The organism is Paenarthrobacter sp. UW852, from assembly GCF_024608385.1.
GTDB lineage: Bacteria > Actinomycetota > Actinomycetes > Actinomycetales > Micrococcaceae > Arthrobacter.
The window spans coordinates 159,990-178,887 of sequence record NZ_JAMSGY010000003.1; the positions used below are offsets into that span (position 1 = coordinate 159,990).

The 18,898-nt window shown below is 64.5% G+C and carries 17 protein-coding genes and 1 pseudogene; 7 read left to right on the forward strand and 11 right to left on the reverse strand.

The window, feature by feature from the left end:
• On the forward strand, positions 1-828 hold the full coding sequence (locus NEK97_RS06910) for an alpha/beta fold hydrolase (RefSeq protein WP_235521566.1): 828 nt from the start codon (positions 1-3) through the stop codon (positions 826-828).
• Between the two features lie 55 nt (positions 829-883).
• Here the strand turns inward: NEK97_RS06910 and NEK97_RS06915 are convergent, their stop codons facing one another.
• Positions 884-1,297: a MarR family transcriptional regulator gene (locus tag NEK97_RS06915; protein ID WP_257369110.1), complete on the reverse strand. Its 414-nt coding sequence runs from the start codon at positions 1,295-1,297 to the stop codon at positions 884-886.
• 86 nt (positions 1,298-1,383) lie between these two features.
• Here NEK97_RS06915 and NEK97_RS06920 point away from each other — a divergent pair, with 86 nt between their 5' ends.
• The gene (locus NEK97_RS06920; RefSeq protein WP_235521628.1) at positions 1,384-2,052 is read left to right on the forward strand and encodes a phosphoribosyltransferase; all 669 of its coding nucleotides are present in this window, start codon (positions 1,384-1,386) and stop codon (positions 2,050-2,052) included.
• 91 nt (positions 2,053-2,143) lie between these two features.
• On the opposite strand, the gene NEK97_RS06925 is transcribed toward NEK97_RS06920, so the two are convergent.
• Positions 2,144-3,478, reverse strand: a complete 1,335-nt coding sequence (locus NEK97_RS06925; RefSeq protein ID WP_257369111.1) for an MFS transporter — start codon at positions 3,476-3,478, stop codon at positions 2,144-2,146.
• 131 nt (positions 3,479-3,609) lie between these two features.
• Between NEK97_RS06925 and NEK97_RS06930 the strand changes: the two genes are divergently transcribed.
• Positions 3,610-4,356 carry an IclR family transcriptional regulator gene (locus tag NEK97_RS06930; protein WP_235521569.1) on the forward strand — a complete coding sequence of 249 codons (747 nt, stop codon included), beginning with the start codon at positions 3,610-3,612 and terminating at the stop codon, positions 4,354-4,356.
• Positions 4,353-4,821 (forward strand): annotated as a pseudogene (locus NEK97_RS19840) (MoaF C-terminal domain-containing protein); the annotation flags it as partial. The gene NEK97_RS06930 and the pseudogene NEK97_RS19840, both read left to right, overlap by 4 nt.
• A gap of 7 nt (positions 4,822-4,828) precedes the next feature.
• Here the strand turns inward: NEK97_RS19840 and NEK97_RS06945 are convergent.
• Positions 4,829-6,304 carry an APC family permease gene (locus NEK97_RS06945; protein ID WP_257369113.1) on the reverse strand — a complete coding sequence of 492 codons (1,476 nt, stop codon included), beginning with the start codon at positions 6,302-6,304 and terminating at the stop codon, positions 4,829-4,831.
• A 235-nt stretch (positions 6,305-6,539) separates the two neighbouring features.
• Here NEK97_RS06945 and NEK97_RS06950 point away from each other — a divergent pair, with 235 nt between their 5' ends.
• The gene (locus NEK97_RS06950) at positions 6,540-7,502 is read left to right on the forward strand and encodes a helix-turn-helix domain-containing protein (protein ID WP_235521572.1); all 963 of its coding nucleotides are present in this window, start codon (positions 6,540-6,542) and stop codon (positions 7,500-7,502) included.
• Between the two features lie 27 nt (positions 7,503-7,529).
• On the opposite strand, the gene NEK97_RS06955 is transcribed toward NEK97_RS06950, so the two are convergent.
• The 6 genes from NEK97_RS06955 to NEK97_RS06980 all read right to left on the reverse strand — a co-directional run bounded on the left by NEK97_RS06955 (position 7,530) and on the right by NEK97_RS06980 (position 15,111).
• Positions 7,530-8,891, reverse strand: coding sequence for an MFS transporter (locus tag NEK97_RS06955; protein ID WP_257369114.1), 1,362 nt, complete (start codon positions 8,889-8,891; stop codon positions 7,530-7,532).
• A gap of 86 nt (positions 8,892-8,977) precedes the next feature.
• The gene (locus NEK97_RS06960) at positions 8,978-12,034 is read right to left on the reverse strand and encodes an SMC family ATPase (RefSeq protein WP_257369115.1); all 3,057 of its coding nucleotides are present in this window, start codon (positions 12,032-12,034) and stop codon (positions 8,978-8,980) included.
• Positions 12,031-13,209: an exonuclease SbcCD subunit D gene (locus NEK97_RS06965; protein ID WP_257369116.1), complete on the reverse strand. Its 1,179-nt coding sequence runs from the start codon at positions 13,207-13,209 to the stop codon at positions 12,031-12,033. The genes NEK97_RS06960 and NEK97_RS06965 overlap by 4 nt, the downstream gene beginning before the upstream one ends.
• Positions 13,210-13,280: 71 nt before the next feature.
• Entirely contained in the window at positions 13,281-14,222 is a 942-nt protein-coding gene (locus NEK97_RS06970) for an MIP/aquaporin family protein (RefSeq protein WP_257369117.1), read from the reverse strand.
• Between the two features lie 153 nt (positions 14,223-14,375).
• Entirely contained in the window at positions 14,376-14,726 is a 351-nt protein-coding gene (locus NEK97_RS06975) for a DUF202 domain-containing protein (RefSeq protein ID WP_257369118.1), read from the reverse strand.
• A 28-nt stretch (positions 14,727-14,754) separates the two neighbouring features.
• Positions 14,755-15,111, reverse strand: coding sequence for a YidH family protein (locus NEK97_RS06980; RefSeq protein WP_175538584.1), 357 nt, complete (start codon positions 15,109-15,111; stop codon positions 14,755-14,757).
• 81 nt (positions 15,112-15,192) lie between these two features.
• On the opposite strand from NEK97_RS06980, the gene NEK97_RS06985 reads away from it, so the two are divergent.
• On the forward strand, positions 15,193-16,263 hold the full coding sequence (locus NEK97_RS06985) for an ADP-ribosylglycohydrolase family protein (protein ID WP_257369119.1): 1,071 nt from the start codon (positions 15,193-15,195) through the stop codon (positions 16,261-16,263).
• Between the two features lie 9 nt (positions 16,264-16,272).
• On the opposite strand, the gene NEK97_RS06990 is transcribed toward NEK97_RS06985, so the two are convergent.
• Both NEK97_RS06990 and NEK97_RS06995 read right to left on the reverse strand, forming a co-directional pair.
• Positions 16,273-16,824: a DUF4395 domain-containing protein gene (locus NEK97_RS06990; RefSeq protein WP_257369120.1), complete on the reverse strand. Its 552-nt coding sequence runs from the start codon at positions 16,822-16,824 to the stop codon at positions 16,273-16,275.
• Between the two features lie 66 nt (positions 16,825-16,890).
• Positions 16,891-17,901 carry an exonuclease domain-containing protein gene (locus tag NEK97_RS06995; RefSeq protein ID WP_257369121.1) on the reverse strand — a complete coding sequence of 337 codons (1,011 nt, stop codon included), beginning with the start codon at positions 17,899-17,901 and terminating at the stop codon, positions 16,891-16,893.
• Positions 17,902-18,054: 153 nt separating this feature from the next.
• Here NEK97_RS06995 and NEK97_RS07000 point away from each other — a divergent pair, with 153 nt between their 5' ends.
• Positions 18,055-18,816, forward strand: coding sequence for a DedA family protein (locus NEK97_RS07000; RefSeq protein ID WP_257369291.1), 762 nt, complete (start codon positions 18,055-18,057; stop codon positions 18,814-18,816).
• Positions 18,817-18,898: the final 82 nt, after the last annotated feature.

An 18,898-nucleotide genomic window follows, 5' to 3' on the forward strand; every position in this document is an offset into this window, starting at 1 on the left:
ATGACCGGCAGGCACACCGTGGAACACAGCAGGCACACCGTGGAGGGCACAGACCCGGGACTGTTCGTGGAAGTCCATGAGCCAAGTGCCGACGCCGGACTACGCCCGGTGCTGCTGATTCACGGTTTCTCCTCCTCCAGCAAGCTGAACTGGGTAGACAGCGGATGGCTTGCAGCCCTCCAGGATGCCGGCCGCAGGGCGATCACCGTTGACCTTCCAGGCCACGGCCGAAGCCACTCCCCCGAAGACCTGGACTCGTACACGCCCAGCCGTATCCGGGCGGACCTCCTTCAGATAGTCACCGACGTCGGCGCCCGGCCGCTGCGCGACGGCGACCCGTCCACCGGGCTGGACATCATCGGCTATTCGCTGGGGTCCCGCCTGGCGTGGGAGTTCGGCGCGACCCAGCCGGACCTGGTCCATCGGATCGTCCTGGGTGGGCCCAGTTCGGCTGATCCTTTGGCCGCTTTCGACCTCGCAGCCGCGCAACGGCACCTGGCCGACGGCACGCCCATCGCGGACGAATCGACGGCCGGACTGCTGAAGATGGCGCAAATGCTGCCGAGCAACAACCTGTTCGCCTTGCTCTCACTCATCGAGGCCATCAAGGGGGAACCTTTCGATCCGGCCGAGGCGGCCCCGCACATGCCTCTCCTGCTGGTTGCCGGCGAGAAGGACGAACGTGCTGCGACGATGCCGGAACTGGCCTCCATTGCTGGCAAGCACGGTGGCATGGTTGAGACTCTGGTGATTCCGGGCCGGACGCACACCAATGTAGTAACCAGCCGGGCCTTCAAGGAAGCTGCCCTCGAGTTCCTGGGAGTGTAGGCCCGACTCCCCTTGCAGGCGGCTGGTGGAAGGCGGCTGGTGCTGCTGGCTGAGGTCAGCGGGCCAGCCGCTCTGCATTGAGGCTCATGCGCTCCAGGACGCTGAGCGCCATGGCGTACTCGTCGATGCCGATGCCCAGGGACAAGTCCTGGCGGGCATCTTCGACGAGTCGTTGGGCCTCGTGGTACGTTTCCCGGCCCCGCTCACTGAGCGTCAGCCGGTCATCGACCATGGTGATCAAACCGCGGCCCACCAAGGCAGCGAGCTCCCGCTCACGCAAACGGATATCGCTGCCCCACAACGGTCGCAGGCCTTCCTCGAGTTCGTCAGGAAGCATGGCACCCCCCGAGAGGGTTCCCAAGGCATGCCACTGACGTTTGCTGAGCTTGATCCGCGCCAACGTCCTGTCCAACTGGACATCCAACGCGGCGTCGAGCCTCTTGATCCAGTATCCGATGGGCTTGTTCACACTGCCATGCTTTCAGTGGAGGCCTCGCCCGGCAAGGCATGGACGGTAGGCTTGGGAATGCAACGAATTTCGTGGAAGTGGAGCAGATGGGCATGCGTTTCAAGGACCGTGCGGAAGCCGGTCGCCGCCTGGCCGAAGGTCTCCCCCAGCTCAGGGAACGCCCTGACACCATCGTCCTGGGCCTCGCCCGCGGGGGGATTCCCGTGGCCGCCGCCGCGGCCGCCGAACTTTACCTGCCCTTCGGAGCCGTACTGGTCCGTAAACTCGGCATTCCGGGCCGGGACGAGACCGCATTCGGCGCCCTGGCATGGTCCCGGGGCGACGTCCTCCGGATCGTCAACAAGCCGCTCAAGGAACTCATTCTTTCCCGCGGCATTTCCCAATCCGCCCTGGACGCCGTGGAAGCCCACGAGCGCTCTGAGCTCCTTCGACGCGCCAAGCAGTACCCGGGCACAAGCCATGACCTCCGCGACAAGACCGTGGTCCTGGCAGACGACGGACTCGCCACCGGCGCCACCATGCGCGCTGCAGTGGAAGCCGTCCGGGCCGGGGGTGCCAAAACGGTGGTGGCCGCCGTTCCGGTGGCATCACTGGAGGCGTCAACGTCTTTGGGCAGGGTGTGCGACTTCGTGTTTGCCCTGCATACCCCCGGTAAGTTCCATGCAGTCGGCGCCTTCTACGAGAGATTCGATCAGCTGTCCGACGCCGACGTCGTGAGCCAGCTGGAAGCTGCCGGTGCCAGCGGTCGCCGCTGACCGCCGTCGTGACGCTGCAAGACCTGAGGCGTATCAAAAGGGTGCGGCCCAGAGGACCGCACCCTTTTGATTCGCCTGATAGCGGAAGAGCCTAGTGGTGGACGCTGTAACCCAGGGGCCGTCCCTTGGTCTCCTTGGCGAGGATGACGCCTACCGAGGAGATGATGCAAAGACCCATGATGTACAGGCCCACTGAGCCCGACCACTTCGTGGAATCCAGGAGTGCTTGGGCAATCAGCGGTGCGAAAGCACCACCAAGGATGGCACCGAGGGCATAACCGATGGAGATGCCTGAGTAACGGACCTGTGCCGGGAACATCTCGGCGTACATCGCAGACATCGGGCCGTAGGAGAGTCCGAGTCCGATGGTCAGGACAAACAGGGCCGTCCCGTAGAGCAGGATGTCCTTTGAATCGATGAGCACGAACATGGGGATCATCCAGGCGAAGACAAGCCCGTAACCAATCAGGAAGGTCTTAACGCGTCCGATCCTGTCCGACAGCCAACCGCCCACCATGGTGAAGATGAGCCAGCCGAAGGAAGCAATGGTTGTCGCCAGGAGGACCTGGGGCGCGGGCATCTTCAAGGTCTTGGTGGCGTAGGAGATGAAGAACGCAATGAGCAGGTAGCCGGCGGCGTTGTTGGCAATGAAGATCAGCGCGGCGAGGACGACTTCCTTCTTGTTCCTGCGGAAGAGTTCACCAAGAGGTGCTTTGCTTTCTGCCTTGCGCTGGGCAAGCTCCTTGAACACAGGGCTCTCGCCAACGGCGCGGCGGATCAGGTACCCCACCACGATCAGGACCACCGACAACAGGAACGGCACGCGCCAGCCCCAGGCCGCAAAATCCTCCTTGGACATCCCCGACTGCAGGAAGAACAGCAGCCCGGTAGCAAGGATCATGCCGATGGGCACGCCAATCTGGGGGTAGGCACCGAAGAGGCCGCGCTTCTGGATAGGCGCGTGCTCCACGGCCATCAGGGCTGCTCCACCCCACTCGCCACCAGCCGAGAAACCCTGGAGGACACGCAGGAAGATCAGCAGTACCGGCGCCCAGAGCCCGATGGTGTCGTAGGTCGGGAGGACACCGATCAGGGCGGTTGCTGCACCCATCATGACCAGCGTCATGACCAGCACCGCCTTGCGTCCCATCCTGTCGCCCAAGTGCCCGGCAACGAACGCCCCGAGCGGACGGAACAGGAAGCTGATGCCAATCGTGGCGAAGGACAGGAGCTGGGCTACACCCGGGTTGGATTTTTCCAAAGGAGAAAGAAACAACGGAGCCAGCAAGGTGGCCGTGAGCTGGGCGAAGATGAAGAAGTCGTACCACTCGATAGTGGTGCCTACCAGCGTCCCGGCAAGCACCCGGCGCTCTTCGCGCTTGCTGCTGGGGCCTGACGGTGAGTCGACAGTGGAAGTTGCGGTCATTGGAACTCCATGTGGGGTGAGGGTGCGGTCAACGAGTGACGTACATAAACCGACAGAACGGTCAGTTAGGAAAGGATACTACATGCTGTGACCCAAGGCACAGGCACGCGCCGAGGCCGGTCCAACATAGGATGGTTCGCATGAATCCCCGCAGCGGCACCCAGGGCACCACCGACGCGTCCACCCAGGCGCCGCCGTCGCAAACCCTCTCCCGGGGGATCCGTGCGCTGGAAATACTGGCAGCAGCAGAGCGTCCCCTCAGCATCGCGGAGCTGACCGAGGCCCTGGGAGTACACCGCTCGGTGGCCTACCGCATCCTGCGGACCCTCGAGGACCATTCACTGCTGGTCCGCGACGACTCCGGACGGGTCCAGCCCGGGCCGGGATTGGCCGTGTTGGCCCGGGGCGTGTCACGGAACCTGCAAGCGGCAGCGCTGCCCGAACTGACACAGGTGGCAAACGAACTGCACATGACCGCGTTCGTCGCGGTCTGGGACCACCAGGAATGCGTCACCCTAGTAACGGTGGAGCCCCGCCACTCCGGTGCGGCACTCGCCCAGCATCCGGGCAGCCGGCACCCCGTTGGCACAGGCGCCCCAGGGATCGCCATCCAATCCACCATGACCGAGGAACGGTGGCAGCAGGTGGGTGCCGGCATCCCCTACCGGGAAGAGGCCCGGGAGGCGCACCGCCTGGGCTATGCCACCAGCCACGACGAAGTCATCGCCGGGCTGTCCTCCATTGCCGCTCCCATCCGGGTTCCCGGCGGACGGCCGGCCGCGATCGCCGTCGTCTACATCCGCCTGGACCAGGATCCGGACGCCGTGGGCCAGGCACTGGCGGCGAGCGCAGCGCGCATCGAAAGCCAACTCGCCTGAACTGGCTGCCGCTGGAGGGTTTGGCACCCGGCTTCGACGCCAACAAAGCCCCCACCGTCCAGGACCTGGCGGGACGACAGTTCTCCCTGCACAGCCCCGGCGGATCCATGTCCTTCAGCTTCGACGCCGTAGAGGTGCAGTGGTCAGCGGCGGGGCACGACGGCACATCCGCGTACGAGGCGTTCGCCGTGGCAGAGGAACTGTAGTGGATCGCACGCCTACGAGCACATTTATCTCAGCCCCACCTGGTACACCTGGCAATGCCTCGCAGGGCCGGAGCGCGGTTTGGCTGACACCGATTCCAACACCGTCTTCGAAATCCGCCCCGGCATTTTTGTGTTCACGTGGCGGGAAAAGGTCATTCCGTGCGGCTCGGTCACCATTGCCGACCACCGCCACCCGAACGCCATCCGCTCCCATGGAAGCCTGTTCGGCTGGGATGAGGCAGGAGCCCCCGTGCACTTCATCAGGGTCAGTCTTCGGCGCCGTGGCCAATCCGGGCGTAGAGCGCCGGCTGCGAGCGCCTGAGGCGCAGGCCCCAGATGATGCCCACGACGCCGGGCAGCAGGACCAGCGCGGGCAGGACAAACGTGGCTGGTGTCGATTCGGTTTGGCCCAGCAGGACGTTGAAGTTGGTGGCGATCAGCACAAATACCACAGCCAGGAGAATGAAACCCAGGCCCGGGGCGACAACCCTGACCCACAGGCTTGCCCCATGCTGCTGCCGGCGGAAGAAACCGATCACGGCAACGGAGACCACGGTCATGAGCAGCACCAGGCCGATGGCGCCGCTGTTGGTCAACCACGTGAACATGGTCAGCACGGGGTACAGTTCGCCCAGCTCGGAGCCCGATCCCGCGATGGCAAACCCAACGGTCACGACGACGGCAATCACCGTTTGCGCCAAGGAACCGGCGAACGGCGCCCCGCTCTGCGTGCGAACCTTGGCCAGCGCGGCCGGAAGGACCCGTTCGCGGCCCAGGGAGAAAAAGTAGCGCGCCACTGCATTGTGGAAACTGACGAGCGCGGCAAAGAGGCTTGTGACAAACAGGACCTGGGCGATATCGCTGAGCAGCACACCACCGTTGGCGCCCAGGAAAGCAAAGATCATGTCCGGGCCGGAGGTTGCCGCGGTCTCAATGACAGCTGACGGCCCCGTTCCTACGGTCATCGCCCAGGCAGATACCGCATAGAAGACGGCGATGATGCCCACGGCGGCAAAGGTGGCACGGGCGACGGTCCGCTGGGGGTCCTTGGATTCCTCGCCGTAGATAGCTGCCGATTCAAAACCCATGAAGGCGGCGATGCCAAAGGACAGTACCGCGCCGATGCCGGGAACGAACAGGCTCTCAGGGCTGAAGGCAGCTGCGCTGATGCCCTCAGGGGCCACGGCGAGGCTGATGATGTCGTACACGATCACCACCAGGAACTCGAGGGCCACCAGGACACCAAGGACCTTCGCCGACAAATCCACCCTGTTCACGCCCAGCCAGCCCACGATCGCGATGCACACCAGCACGGGTACCCACCAAGGAACGCTGATGCCCAGCCGCACGGACAGGAGTGATGAAACTGTGAAGCCGAAGAGTCCGTAGATCCCCACTTGCATCAGGTTGTAGGCCATCAGGGCAACCAGGGAAGCGCCCACTCCGGCCGGCCTGGAAATGCCTTGCGCTATGTACGCATAGAACGCGCCGGCGTTGGTGACGTAGCGGCTCATAGCGGCGTAACCCACAGCGAACAACGCCAGGATTCCGCCGAGGAGCAGGAAGGACAGCGGGACGCCGGTCACCCCCGTGACGGCGAACGTGGTGGTTACTCCGCCTGCCAGGACGGTCAGCGGCGCGGAGGCCGCGATGATCATAAAGGTCACTGCCGGTACGCCCAGCCGCTTCTTGGTGACGGCGGCTGCGGGGGTCCTGCCTTTGACGGGGTTGTCCACGCTCATAGTGTGCTCCTGCCTCGGTGCCGCGGGAGAGAGCGCGGCACGGTGTCTGTCATTCCGCAATCTTCCACCGCCGTGCCACCGCGTGACTTGTCTCACACGGCAAGGTCGTTGTCGCTGGACGCAGGCACAGTGCCACATGGTCCCCGGTGTAGAATCGTGGGCAAGCTCACGTCCCGCAGTGCCGGCCCTCCCGGCCCACTCGCAGCGGCACCGCGGGCCTCTGAAAGGGAGTTTGATGACCGTCGCGGCCGAAACCGGCCCCGCAACCGTGGAAACCATCGTGGCGGAGTCGTTCCAGGAGTGGAGCAGGGCAATCTCCGCGTCCTTCGTGCCATTGCTGGCCCAAGGCCCACGCAACTCAGCCTTCCACGGAACCATGCGGGCACGTGTCCTTGGCCAGATCTCCGTAGTTGAAGTCACCGCCGGACCCCATGCTGTCCTCCGCACTCCTGAGCTGATAGCCAAGTCCACCGGCCGCTTCTTCAAACTCAGCATCCAGCTCAGTGGGTCCGGTCGCCTGGTGCAGGACGAACGCGAAGCCGTGCTGCGCCCCGGCGACCTCTCCATTTACGACACCTCACGCCCGTACCAGCTAACGTTCGACGACGACTTCCGCACTTTGGTGCTGATGTTCCCTCACGTCCTGCTGGACTTGCCGGCCGAAGCCATGGGCCATGTGACAGCTTTGCGGATTCCCGGTGACGAGGGGCTCGGCGAACTCATCAGCCCCTTCCTGGTGAAACTGGCCGACAACCTTGAAGCCCTGTCCGGCACCAACGGCCTACGGCTGGTCCGCAATGCCCTGGACCTGGTGACAACGCTCTTTAACGGCGAACTCGACCAAATGATCGAGACGGGCCGCGATCCCCACCTCCTGTTGCTGGGCCGCATCCACGACTACATCGAAGCCAACCTCGGCGATCCCGGACTCTCCCCCGGAACCATCGCCGCAGCCCACTACATCTCCACCCGCCACCTGCACGACCTCTTCCAGGAGATCGGCACCACGGTAGCTTCGTCGATCCGGCAACGGCGTCTTGAGCGGTGCCGCCGCGACCTGATGGATCCGGTGCTGGCAGAACGCCCTGTCACGGCCATCGCAGCGCGGTGGGGGTTCACTGACGCAGCCCATTTCAGCCGCATCTTCAGGGCTGCTTTCGGCAACTCCCCCACCGGCTACCGCAATGCCGGAGCGTGACCAGCCCTAACGTCGGGGCTTGGAAGGTCAACCCTGGGGCCGACGCTTCATCACCAGGAACGTGACGACGCCCAGCATGAAGAGTCCTGCTGCTGCGCCCATGGAAACCACGAACGCCGCCCCGGAGCCCTGGGTTTGGGCCAATTGCCCGGCCAGGTAGGAGCCCAGTGCGGTACCCGCTACTATTCCGCTGGCCAGCGCCGTCATCACGGTTGCCATCCGGCCGGCAGGCGCCACCAGGCCACCGATGCTGAAGACGGTGACCATGACCGGTCCCACAGGAATGCCAAGGACCAGCAGCACCAGGACCATGGGCCAGATTCCGGCCGGGAGCAGCAACAGCAACGACAACACCGACATCGCCAGGGCAGCGGCTACCCAGCGCGCAGCCAAGCTGAACCGTTGCGGCCAGAAAGCGACAGACAACGCCGCAACCGCTGAGCTCATGCCCATGACCGCGTACAGAAGCCCGGCGATCTCGGCTGTCGCGTATTGCGCCGAGAACGCGCTCAAAGCGTTCTGGGTCGCGCCGAAAAAGGTGCCCATGCAGACCATGGCCAGGACCGGAACGGCAACCACGGCACCGGCCCAGCGGTGACGCCGCTGTGGTTTCGCTCCGCCGTTTTGCCCTGCGGCGGGCACGCCGCCGGTGCGCGCCTTTCGTGGGGCCGGCACCACAGCTTGTTGGCTGGGATGGACGGCAAAAGCAGGAACGAGGGTGATGGTCATGACAGCAGCCAGGGCAAGGGGCAGCCAAGGGGCTACGATGCTCGCCAGGACGCCCACCAAGGCGGGACCAAGGACGAAAGTGATTTCGTCCGCGGTGCCCTCGTAGGACAGGGCGGTATCCAGGTCGGCCCGGTTGGCCGCGACGCTCCTGCCCCGGCTGCCTGCCGCAGGCGACAGGTTGCGTGTGGTCAGCGCCATCCAGCGGACCCTTGCCATGGGACCTACCTGGGGACAGCTCGCCCCGGCCAGGAACGCGGCGACAAGGACGGCGATCGCGTCAGCCGCCGATTCGTAGCCGGGAGTGAGGTAGGCCGCAGCAAGCAGTCCGGCAACGGCCAAGGTGTTGACGATGGCCGCAACGACAAGCACGATGCGTTGGCCGGCGCGGTCAGCCAGGGAGCCCAGGACCGGAGCACCCAGTGCAGAGCCGATGCCTACGGCTCCGGCTGCCATCCCGCCGATCGCGTACGAATGGCTGACGGCTGTCACCAAGGTCAAGGTACCCACGGTAAGCATGGCCAAGGGGAGCCTGGCGAAAAGACCCAAAGGCAGGAAGCCGGGTCCAGCCAGTTCGGGAAGCCGGGCGAAACGGCCTGGCAGGCGTGAGGGACGTGCTGGCGCCAATGACAAGGGCTCGGAGGCCACAGAAGATTTTTCCATTAATCCGGGTTCGCTAAAAGGTGCGCATCGTCCCTCCTCCCGATGCGCGCGACCCGGTGTAACGGGGTAAGTCTATCGGATATGGGTCATGAGGGAACTACCTCGGCAATCCGCACACTGGACCCATGGCGCCCCTTGACCACCTGGAGCTGGCTGGTGATGCGCTGCTTCATCTCCGCAACGTGGCTGACCAGTCCGACGACCCGGCCGCCGTCGCGTAGTCCTTCCAAAGCGTCCATGACCTGCTCGAGCGCTTGCTCGTCCAGGCTGCCGAAGCCTTCGTCGACGAAGAGCGTTTCAATGTCCACTCCACCTGCCTCATGCTGGACGACATCCGCGAGCCCCAACGCCAGGGACAGGGAGGCCATGAAGGATTCACCGCCCGAGAGCGTGGACGTGTCACGATGTTGGCCGGTCCATTCGTCGACTACTTCCAACCCAAGGCCGGACTTCGCGCCCCGCGCAGCCTTGGCATCGGTGTGCTGCAAGGTATACCGGCCATCACTCATGGCAACAAGCCTTTCGGAAGCGGCAGCGGCCACCTGCTCCAAACGAGCAGCGAGAACATAGGTATTCAAGCTCATCCGGTAACTGTTCTCCCCGGCTCCCCGGACTGTTTCAGCCAGCCCGGCAAGCACGCGGGCCTTCCTGCGCGGTTCTTCAGCGGCCTGGGCAAGGGAACGGTACTCCGCCCGGTAGCGGCGAATGGCGTCAACCGACTTGCCCGCGAGCCCTGCGGCCAGGGCAGCAGACCGGGCATCCTCTGCGGCCTTGGCAGCACGAAGCCGTGCTTCCGCGCGTTCGGATTCAGGCATAGGCAGTTCGCCGATGCTGGCTTCCTTGCCAGCCAGGACCAGGTCCTCGCTGGCAAACAGCTCGTCCAACTTTGCTGCTTCGGCGTCGAAATCGGCGAGGTCCTGCTCGAGTCCAACGACGTCGGCGGGAGACAGCAACTCGCGACGGGCTTCTTCAGCGGTGGCAAACCCGGATTCGGGCAGCGCGCGTTCCAGTGCGGCCGCGGCCTCGCTCATGACATGCCGGGCGCCCTCCAGCTCCTGCTCCCCATCGACAGCCTCCTGAAGGAGCGCACTTTCCCTGGACAGCGCTTCCAGACGTTCACGCAGGCTGGGGAAATCCCCCCTTAGACCTTCCAGTTCGGCTGTCAGCGCATCGCATTGCTCCTGCAGAAGCTGGACACTCGAGGCCGCCTGCGCTGCCGCGCCGACTGACGCGGAGTGTTCTTCCTGCACTTGTGCCACTCGTTTGCTGAGGGTCTCATGCTCGCCCCGCATCTCCGCCAGCAAGGTGGACGCCTTCCGGGCTTCCAGCGCAGCAGCCTCAGCCGCCACAAGGCTGGCCTTAGCCTCGGCGAGGTCAAGTGAACCGCCTTGGGCCGCCAAACCGGCGACAACCTGGGCCGCAGCGGAAACGTGCCCGGCCAACTCTGCCAGGGCTTTCTCGCTGCCCTCAAAAAGCTGCCTGGCTTCTTCCTCGTCCTGGGCCAGAGACAGGGCCGAGCGCGCAGCTGCCGCGGGCTGCGGATGGTCGGCACTGCCGCAGACGGCGCACGGTTTCCCGTTCTCCAACGCCGCGGCAAGCTCCCCTGCGGCGTTGGCGAGGCGGAGCTCGCGGACATCAAGCCAGCGCTGACGAAGATCCTGCGACGCTGACCGTGCTTGGAGGTGTTGGCCGTTGAGGGTGTCGAGTTCGTGTGCTGCGGTGGAGTAGCGGGCTACGATGCCTACCAATTCGGCTGCTGACGCGGCGTCCCGTTCCCGGTCTGCGAGGTGGGCAGCGAGAGGTTCCAGCGGCTCAATCCGTGACTCCAACGTCGAGGCTTCCTCGCGTAATTGAGCCAGCAAGGACGTTGCTTTGGCCGCCGCAGCCAGCTGGGTTGTCTCTTCAGTCCGCTTGGCAGCGAGGCGTCCGGCGATTTCCTCCATGCGTTGCTCGTCCGGCAGCCGGGCCTGGAGTACCGCATGCGACGCCTTCGCTTTATCCAGGGCCACTGTGGGATCTTCGGTCGCCACGCCCGCCGCAGCCAGTTTGCCGCGAGCCTTTGCCACCCGTTCAACAGCGGCATCGACCTTTCGGGCCGCAGTTCCAACAGCGTCGAGCTGGCCGCTGAGAACGGCAGCACGACGGTGTTTGGCCAACGCTTCCCTGTTCTCAAGCGCCCGGGGTGCCGCCAATTCAGCCACGATCTTCCGCTGCAAGGCGGCAGCGAGGCGGGCATGCCGCAGTGACTTCTCCTCGGCTTCCTTGAATTCCTCGGCATACCGGACGGATCGCGTTTCCGCTTCGGTGGCCGCGGCCTCCCGGCGTTTCCGTTCGGCCTCAACGTCTTCTTCGACAACTTGGAGCCACGCCTCAGGGTCCTCGTTGTCAGCCTGGGGTGTCTCTCCAGCAGTAAGGGCAGGCCCGTCATGGTCGTCCGGTGCGTCCTCCCCCGTGGCGCCGGAAACACCCAACTGTGCCTGTTCTGAGGCAATCCTGTCCAGCAGCATCTGGAGCCCCGATGCGTTCTCCCCAACCTCTTTGGCTGCTGCCGCCGCTTGCTGGGCGAGTTGCTGTTCGACGGCCTCGAACCGCTGAGTACCGAAGAGTTTCTGGAGGAGGTCCAGGCGGTCGCCGGCCTTTGACCTCAAGAAGGCTGCGAAGTCCCCTTGGGGGAGCATCACTACACGGGTGAACTGGTCCCGGTCCATCCCCAGGACGTCGGAGAGCTCGGCACCTACCTCGTCATTCCTGGATGACTTTTCCTCCCATGTGCCCCCGATGCGTTCCCGGAGAAGCGTCTTGGCCTGCTGGGTTGTGAACCCCTTGCGGCCACGGGCGCTGGGTCGTTCCCATGCCGGAGAACGGCTTACCTCGAAACGCCTGCCACGGGCTGTGAATTCGCAGACCACGCGCGGTTCGGCCCCCGGTGCCGCGTGGTCGCTGCGAAGCCGCTTACCTTCCTGGCGGGCGCCGGGCACAGATCCGTACAGGGCGAAACAGATGGCATCCAGGATGCTCGTCTTGCCGGCCCCGGTGGGGCCATTGAGCAGGAAGAGTCCCTGGGAGCTCAACTGGTCGAAGTCGATGTGCTGCGGGGTCGCAAACGGACCGAACGCTTCGATGTCCAGGCGGTGGATTCTCACAGCTCCGCTTCCTCCAGCCGAACGGCCTCAAGGGCTTCCCGCAGCGCAGTTTCTTCGGCCTCGCCTGCGGTACGGCCGCGGACATGGTCCAGGAAGCCGCAACATACTCCGAGGTCGTCCTCAGCCTCGGCAAGCCGGGTGCTGTAGCTGGTCTTGGACCGGGCTTCGACGCCTTCGGGGTCGAATGCCAGGACCAGGGTGTCTGGAAAACGGCTGCGCAGCGTCTCCATGGCTTGGGCGGGTCGCTGGGCGTCCGTCAACGTGATGTGGCAGTACGCAGCTTCCGCCCACGCATGCTCCGCGGACCCCAGCAGGTCATCGAGCTTTCCCCTCAACACGGCGAGTGTCCGTGGGGCCTCCCATAGGACTTCCTGGACGTCCGGCACGCCATCGGCACCGATCTCCACCAGCCAGGCGCCCTTGTGGTGCGTGGCCTCCGAAAACGAGTAGGCCAAAGGTGAACCGGAGTAGCGGACGTGGGGTGCCAGCTCCTGGCGGCCATGGAGATGACCGAGCGCGGTATACGTGAAATCCTCGAAGAGATCCAACGGGACTGCGCCCAGGCCGCCGATACTCAGGTCCCGCTCACTCTCCGAGGTGATACCGCCGCTGGCGAAAGTATGGGCCAGGACCACCGGATGAACTGGCCCGGAAACGCGGCGTTGTGCAACGTCGGCCTTGATGCGCTCCACCGCAGCGAGCGTGACCTCAAAGTGGGTGGCGCTGGGGGCCTCCAACCGCTCAGCCACGAGCCGCGGTTCAAGGAACGGAATGCCGTAAATGGCCACTGTCGCAGGGTTTCCTTGGCCGTCCGTACGTGCAGGCAACATGACCGGTACGTCCAGGTCCTCGATCCGGGTCCGCAAATGCACTCCCCCACGTTCCAGCAACCGTGAGGCGAAGCCCAGCCTGATCGCCGAGTCGTGGTTGCCGCTGGTCAGCACAACATTTGCCCCCGCCTGGGTAATGCGCACCAAAGCCTCATCAAGCAGCTTGACGACATCCAATCCAGGCAGCGCGCGGTCATAGACGTCACCGGCAATCAGGACAACGTCAACGGACCTGGCTTCGACGAAAGACACCAGCTGGTCCACGAAGTTGCGCTGGGCTTCAAGCATCCCAACGCCATGGAAAGACCGGCCAAGATGCCAATCGGAAGTATGGAGTAACCGCATATTCTCAAGTTATCCGGGAGCACCGACATTAAAGCGGAGGCGAGCCGACCGCCGTCGATCCTGTCCGGCTGCTAGCCTTTCTTGCCCTCGAAAAAGTCGCGTGCGTCATCGTCGGCGACGGGAGCAGCAGGAGCCGGACGGGCCGATGTGCTGCCTTCATCCTGGCTGCCCTTCGCCTCACGGGTCACTGCAACGTCCTCGGTGGGGTCCGCCTCCGCGTCGAAGGAATCGTTGACGCCGCCATCTGCGAGCACGGAGCTTGCTTCGGCACCCCGGTTGCCGGCAGAGAAACCCTGAAAACCCCTGAATGCCAGACCGGCGAGCGCGGCACCCATCAAGGGAGCCACCCAGAAGAGCCACAAACCGTCCAATGCCCAGGAGGGGCTGAAGAACGCCTGCCCTGTGGCACGTGCAGGGTTGAACGGAAGGTTGCCCAGGACCTGTCCAAACTGGAGCAGGACAGCCGTGGCGAGTCCTACTGCGAAAGGTGCCACTGCAGGAAGTGCGCGGCGGCCGGAGGTGGCCCCAAGGAACACGGCGACCAGCAGTGCCGAACCGATAACCTCAACGAGCAGGACCCCGGCCATCTGGGTTTGTGCAGCGGCGTGTTCACCATAACCGGCAGCCACAGAGCCGAAGGCTGCGCGGGCGTCCGTCAGCACGGGAACGGTCAGCACCACGCAGTATGCAAGGGCGGCACCCACAACACTGCCAATCACCTGGGCCACGATGTATGCGATCGCGGCCACCGCGCGGATGCGGCCCGCAATCAGGTTGCCCAAGGTGATCACCGGGTTGAAGTGGCCACCGGAAACGTACCCGAAAGCCAGCATCGCCACGGTAACCGTCAGGCCGGTTGCCAATGCTGCAGGCAGCGGGGCACCGGAAGGGTTGGAGAAGATCGAGACACCGACCGCAACCAGCACGACGAACATGGAGCCCAAAGCTTCAGCCGACAGCCGGGCGATGAGTCCCGGTTGGGGATCGGAGGTGGCGTGCACAGGAGAGGTCATGACGAAGTTGTCCTTACGGTTGGTGTGCAGGCCGGTATGGCCTGCCGCGGATCGCGCTGCACGGTGGCGTGCCCATGGTTCGCCCGGAACGTCCGGAGTCCTTGAGCATCTTGCCAGCCGAATCTGGGCAGTTGCTGAATCCCGCCTCCGAGCTTATCCGCCCAAGGCTATCGCTGCGATGGCCGTGCCCCCGAGGCCCACCACTGCCAGCGTGCTGACCAGGACCAACCGTGCCGATGCCGCCTGGCTGCCAGCCTGGAGCTGGCGTGAGCGGACCCACACCACTGCGGCGAGGACTACCGTGGCCGCTGCGGCCATGAGAGCGCAAAGCCCTTGGTAGTCCAGCCCTGGCAGGCCGGCGACGACGTTGCCGGCGGCGGGCTCCGATGTCAGCCAGCTTCGCCAGATGAAAAGGTCCACCACCACCAGCGAAATCAGTGTGCGTCGCCATGCCAGCGTGGTGCGTTCGGGTTGCAGGCCAGGATCCCGGACTTCCACGCTCACGGTTCCGTCCTTTTCGATCCGACCATACTCAACGCGCCACGAGGATCAACACGGCGAAGGCGAAGGCGGCTACGGCCACCACGATGGTCATGAACAGCATCACCCGGGAGAAAGGGAGGGCCTGGTCATTGCGCATCGCGGCTTCCATCTGACCCCAGCGACGATACGACAAGGCGGCCAGCCCGGCCCCGACAAGCGCCAACAGTACACACAGAACCAAGCGCACCGGCGTAGGGGCGATGTTGGGGGCCAGTTGGTCAACCGCTACCGCACCCGCGAGCAGCGCCAGGGATGTGCGGATCCATGCCAGGAAGGTACGTTCGTTGGCCAGCGAAAACCGGTAGTCAGGTGTCTTTCCGGTCCGTCGCCAAGCAGGTTCACGCACGTTGTCTCTCCAGGGTTTCATCGGTGCCGGCAGCTTCCCCACCATATCAGCGGGGGCCTGCGGGCACGGTAAGTTACTGGCATGAGTGTTGACGCTTCCTCCCCCGCCGTTCCGTCCTTCGAATCCCGGGTTTACGGGTCACTTTTGGGAGGGGCGTTGGGTGATTCCCTGGGTTACGAGGTGGAGTTCGATTCCCTTGCCGCCATTCGCGCACGGTTTGGGCCGAACGGCCTGACCTCGTTCACGCAGCTCGACGGCGGCAGCCACTTTTCGGACGACACCCAGATGACGCTGTATACGGTTGACGGGCTCGTAGAAGCCCTCGAATGGGCGAACGACGGTGTAGCTGCGGACGAGATCGCCTGCCTCTGGCTCGCTTACCTGCGTTGGCTTGCGACCCAGGATGTCGCCGTTTCGTCCTCCGCTCCAGCGCCGCAGCCCCGGTGGATTGACTCCCAGGACGTGCTGAAGCATCGCCGCGCGCCCGGCAACGCCTGCCTCAGCGGCTTGGCAACCGGCGACATGGGAACAGTAGCCCGGCCCGTCAACCCGGACTCCAAAGGATGCGGCACAGTGATGCGCTCAGCCCCGTTCGGGCTCATCCCCCACATCTCCCGTGAAGCGGTCTACAAGCTCAGCTCCGACGCCGCCTCGTTGACCCACGGACATCCCTCGGCACGGCTCAGTGCGGCCGCCTTCAGCCTGTTGATCCACAACATCGTGGCAGGCAGCGACGTCCATACTGCCGCCGTCGACGCCCTTGAGTACGTCAGCGCCGTTCCCACCAAGGCACCCGAGCTCGGTGAAAGGCTGAACGCGGCCCTGCGACTGTCCGCGGAATCCACCACGCTGGGCCCGGAAGAACTGACCGCGGAGCTCGGTGAGGGATGGGTGGCTGAGGAAGCACTCGCCGTCGGGCTGTACGCCGTCCTGTCCACAGGTGGCAGCGAGCCGGCAGAACATTTCCGCAACGCAATCGGCGTCGCCATTAATCACAGCGGTGACAGTGACTCGACCGGATCGATCGCGGGCAACATCCTCGGCGCATACTACGGCGAGAGGTGCCTGCCCGCGGATTGGCTGGAGGCATTGGAAGCACCGGAGGTCATCCGCGGTATGGCCGACCGTCTCCTCGCCGTCACCACCGGCTGAAGGCAGGGGCTAGGTTCTGCGAAGCGTGATGTTGTTGCAGGCCTCGCACACGTCCTCCGGAATGAGGCCACGGCGCTGCAGGAAACCGAAGATTGCACACCCCAGGCAGAAACCGGCGAATGCCTCCAGCGAGGCCGCAACGATCAGCAAAGCGAGCAAAATCCAGGCAGCTGGCTGGAAGCCAGCGAAGAACAGGACGACGGCGGCGCTCGTCAACGCGGCCCCGATACCTTGCGCGAAGCGCTTGGGGGGACCGGCGACCAGCTTGGCGTGCCCTATCCGCGGAGCCAGGACCTTGACGGACAGCAGGGCCAGCGGGGAAATCCGCGGACCAAAAAGCACGCGGAGCCAGAAACCTGCGGCGAGGGCAACCAACCCCCAGCCCCAGCCGGTCACCAACGTCACGACAGCGAGCACCACCACAAGCCCAGCCGTAATCCGGGCGGCGTACTCGTTGACGGGATTGGGAAAGGCAAACACTGCGCGCCAATCAATCCCACCGCTAACGGGAGTGTCCGCAGCTTGGCGGGCCGGCGCTTGGGGAAAGCTTGGCTTGGTCATGAACCAAGGCTAGGAGCGCTGCTGCACGGACGGGAAGCAATGTTGCGCAGTGTGACCGTTTGGCGGTCAGGCTCCGCCCACCATCTGCAGGAACTCACCCTCGGAGACTACCTCGATCTGTTGGCCCTTGGCGTGGAGCTCAAGGACCCGCTTTGCCTTGCCCGTGAGCCGGCCGGCGCGGAGGTCCCCGGCAACAAAACCGTCTCCGACAATCAGCACCGTGGTCCGGGCAGTCACACGGCTTTCGGGGCGGGCCCCCATGTCCGCGGCCCGGGACTTGGCTTCCGGCCGTGTAATGGCAAGATCACCGGTGAATACCACTGTTTGGCCGAAGAGCGGGTGTCCCGGCTCGGCCGCGGGGTTGGGCAGCGGGTTGGGGCCCTCCTCCGGCCACGCCGACCAGCCGCTTGGAACGCCCAGGGCCCCTTCCAGGGCACGTTCCAGGGAACTGCCGTTCTTGGCGGCCAACGCCGAGACTGTGGCTTTTGACAAGCCCAACGCGGGATCGAACGCCGGTTGATGGGGCAGGTTCAGCCCCAGCGAAAGATAGAGTTCGGCGATGCTGTTGGCATTGTTGCGCCGGGCAATGTCCACCAGGATGCCGGCGCACGCGCGGGCGTCCTCGGCTGCGTCGTGGTGGTTCACCAGCGGGACCCCGGCTTCCTCTGCCGCGTACGGCAGGGAATTGGACACCAAGGAATAGCATCGACGCGACAGCATGACGGTGCAGACGTAGTGGTAGGCAGGCCCGGGCAGCCCGGATACTTCCAAGCCCGAGCGGATCACGCCGAGGTCAAAGGCCGCATTGTGGGCGGCAAGTACGTCCCCACCGATGAATGCCCCGATCTCGGGGAAGAGGTCCCCGAACCGTGGGCGCCCGGCGACGTCTTCAGCACGGATACCGTGGATCCGCGTGTTGTGGAACTCGAAATGATCGTGGTTCTCCGGAGGGCGCATCAGCCATGAGGCTTCCTCCACCACAACCCCGTTGCGGACCTTACTGAGTCCAACTGAACACGGGGAGCCCCTGAAGCCGTTGGCTGTTTCAAAGTCGATCGCCGTAAAGTCCAATGCCACTGGTCAAGATTACAGCGGGAAAAGTCCGCCCCCGCCGATTTGGACGGCGGGGCGGCCATTGCATGGGTGATTGTGGTGACATGCAGCCGTTGCGGCTTACGGAAATTTCCGCGGACCGGCTTCAAGTAGGCTTAATGGGTGATCTTTTCTGCGATAAGCGATATGGCCGTATCCACTTTCGGGGGCGCGGGCCCAGTGCAGCCGGCCATGGCGTCGTTCCTGCCGGACTGGCTGAACCCCGACGTCTTCCTGCGCGATTCACCGCTGGGACCCTGGGTGGTTCTTCTGGTCTGCGCCATCGTCTTCGCTGAGACCGGGTTGCTGGTGGGCTTCTTCCTGCCCGGCGACTCCATGCTCTTCACAGCCGGGTTGCTGGTGTCGACAGGCGCCATTGAGTTCAACCTGTGGGGCATGTGTGGCCTGATCATCGTCTCGGCCATCCTGGGTAACCAGACCGGCTACCTCATCGGAGCGAAAGCCGGCCCCGCGATCTTCAACAAGCCCGATTCCAGGCTGTTCAAGAGGGAAAACGTCGAAAGCGCCCACGCATTCTTCGAGAAGCACGGCGGCAAGGCGTTGATCCTGGCCAGGTTCGTGCCGATTATCCGCACCTTCGTTCCGGTCATCGTGGGCGTGGCCCAGATGGACAAGCGCAAGTTCTTCCTCTTCAACGTCATCGGCGCCGTCCTGTGGGGCGGCGGAGTTACCCTGCTCGGTGCATGGCTTGGCCAGTTCGAATGGGTCGGCAAGAACATCGACATTATCTTCATCGTCATCGTCCTGATCTCCGTTATTCCGATCCTCATCGAGGTGGGCCGCGGATTCGTCGCCAAACGCAAGGCGGCCGCCCAGGGAACCGATCCCGTGGAGGAATTCATCGACGAGCACGACGGCGGCAAGACCGGCGAGCTCTAGGGCCGCCCGGCGTTCCGCTCAAGCAAGCAAAAAACGAATGGCACCCCGCCGCGCGGGGTGCCATTCGTTTTCGCATGTCCAG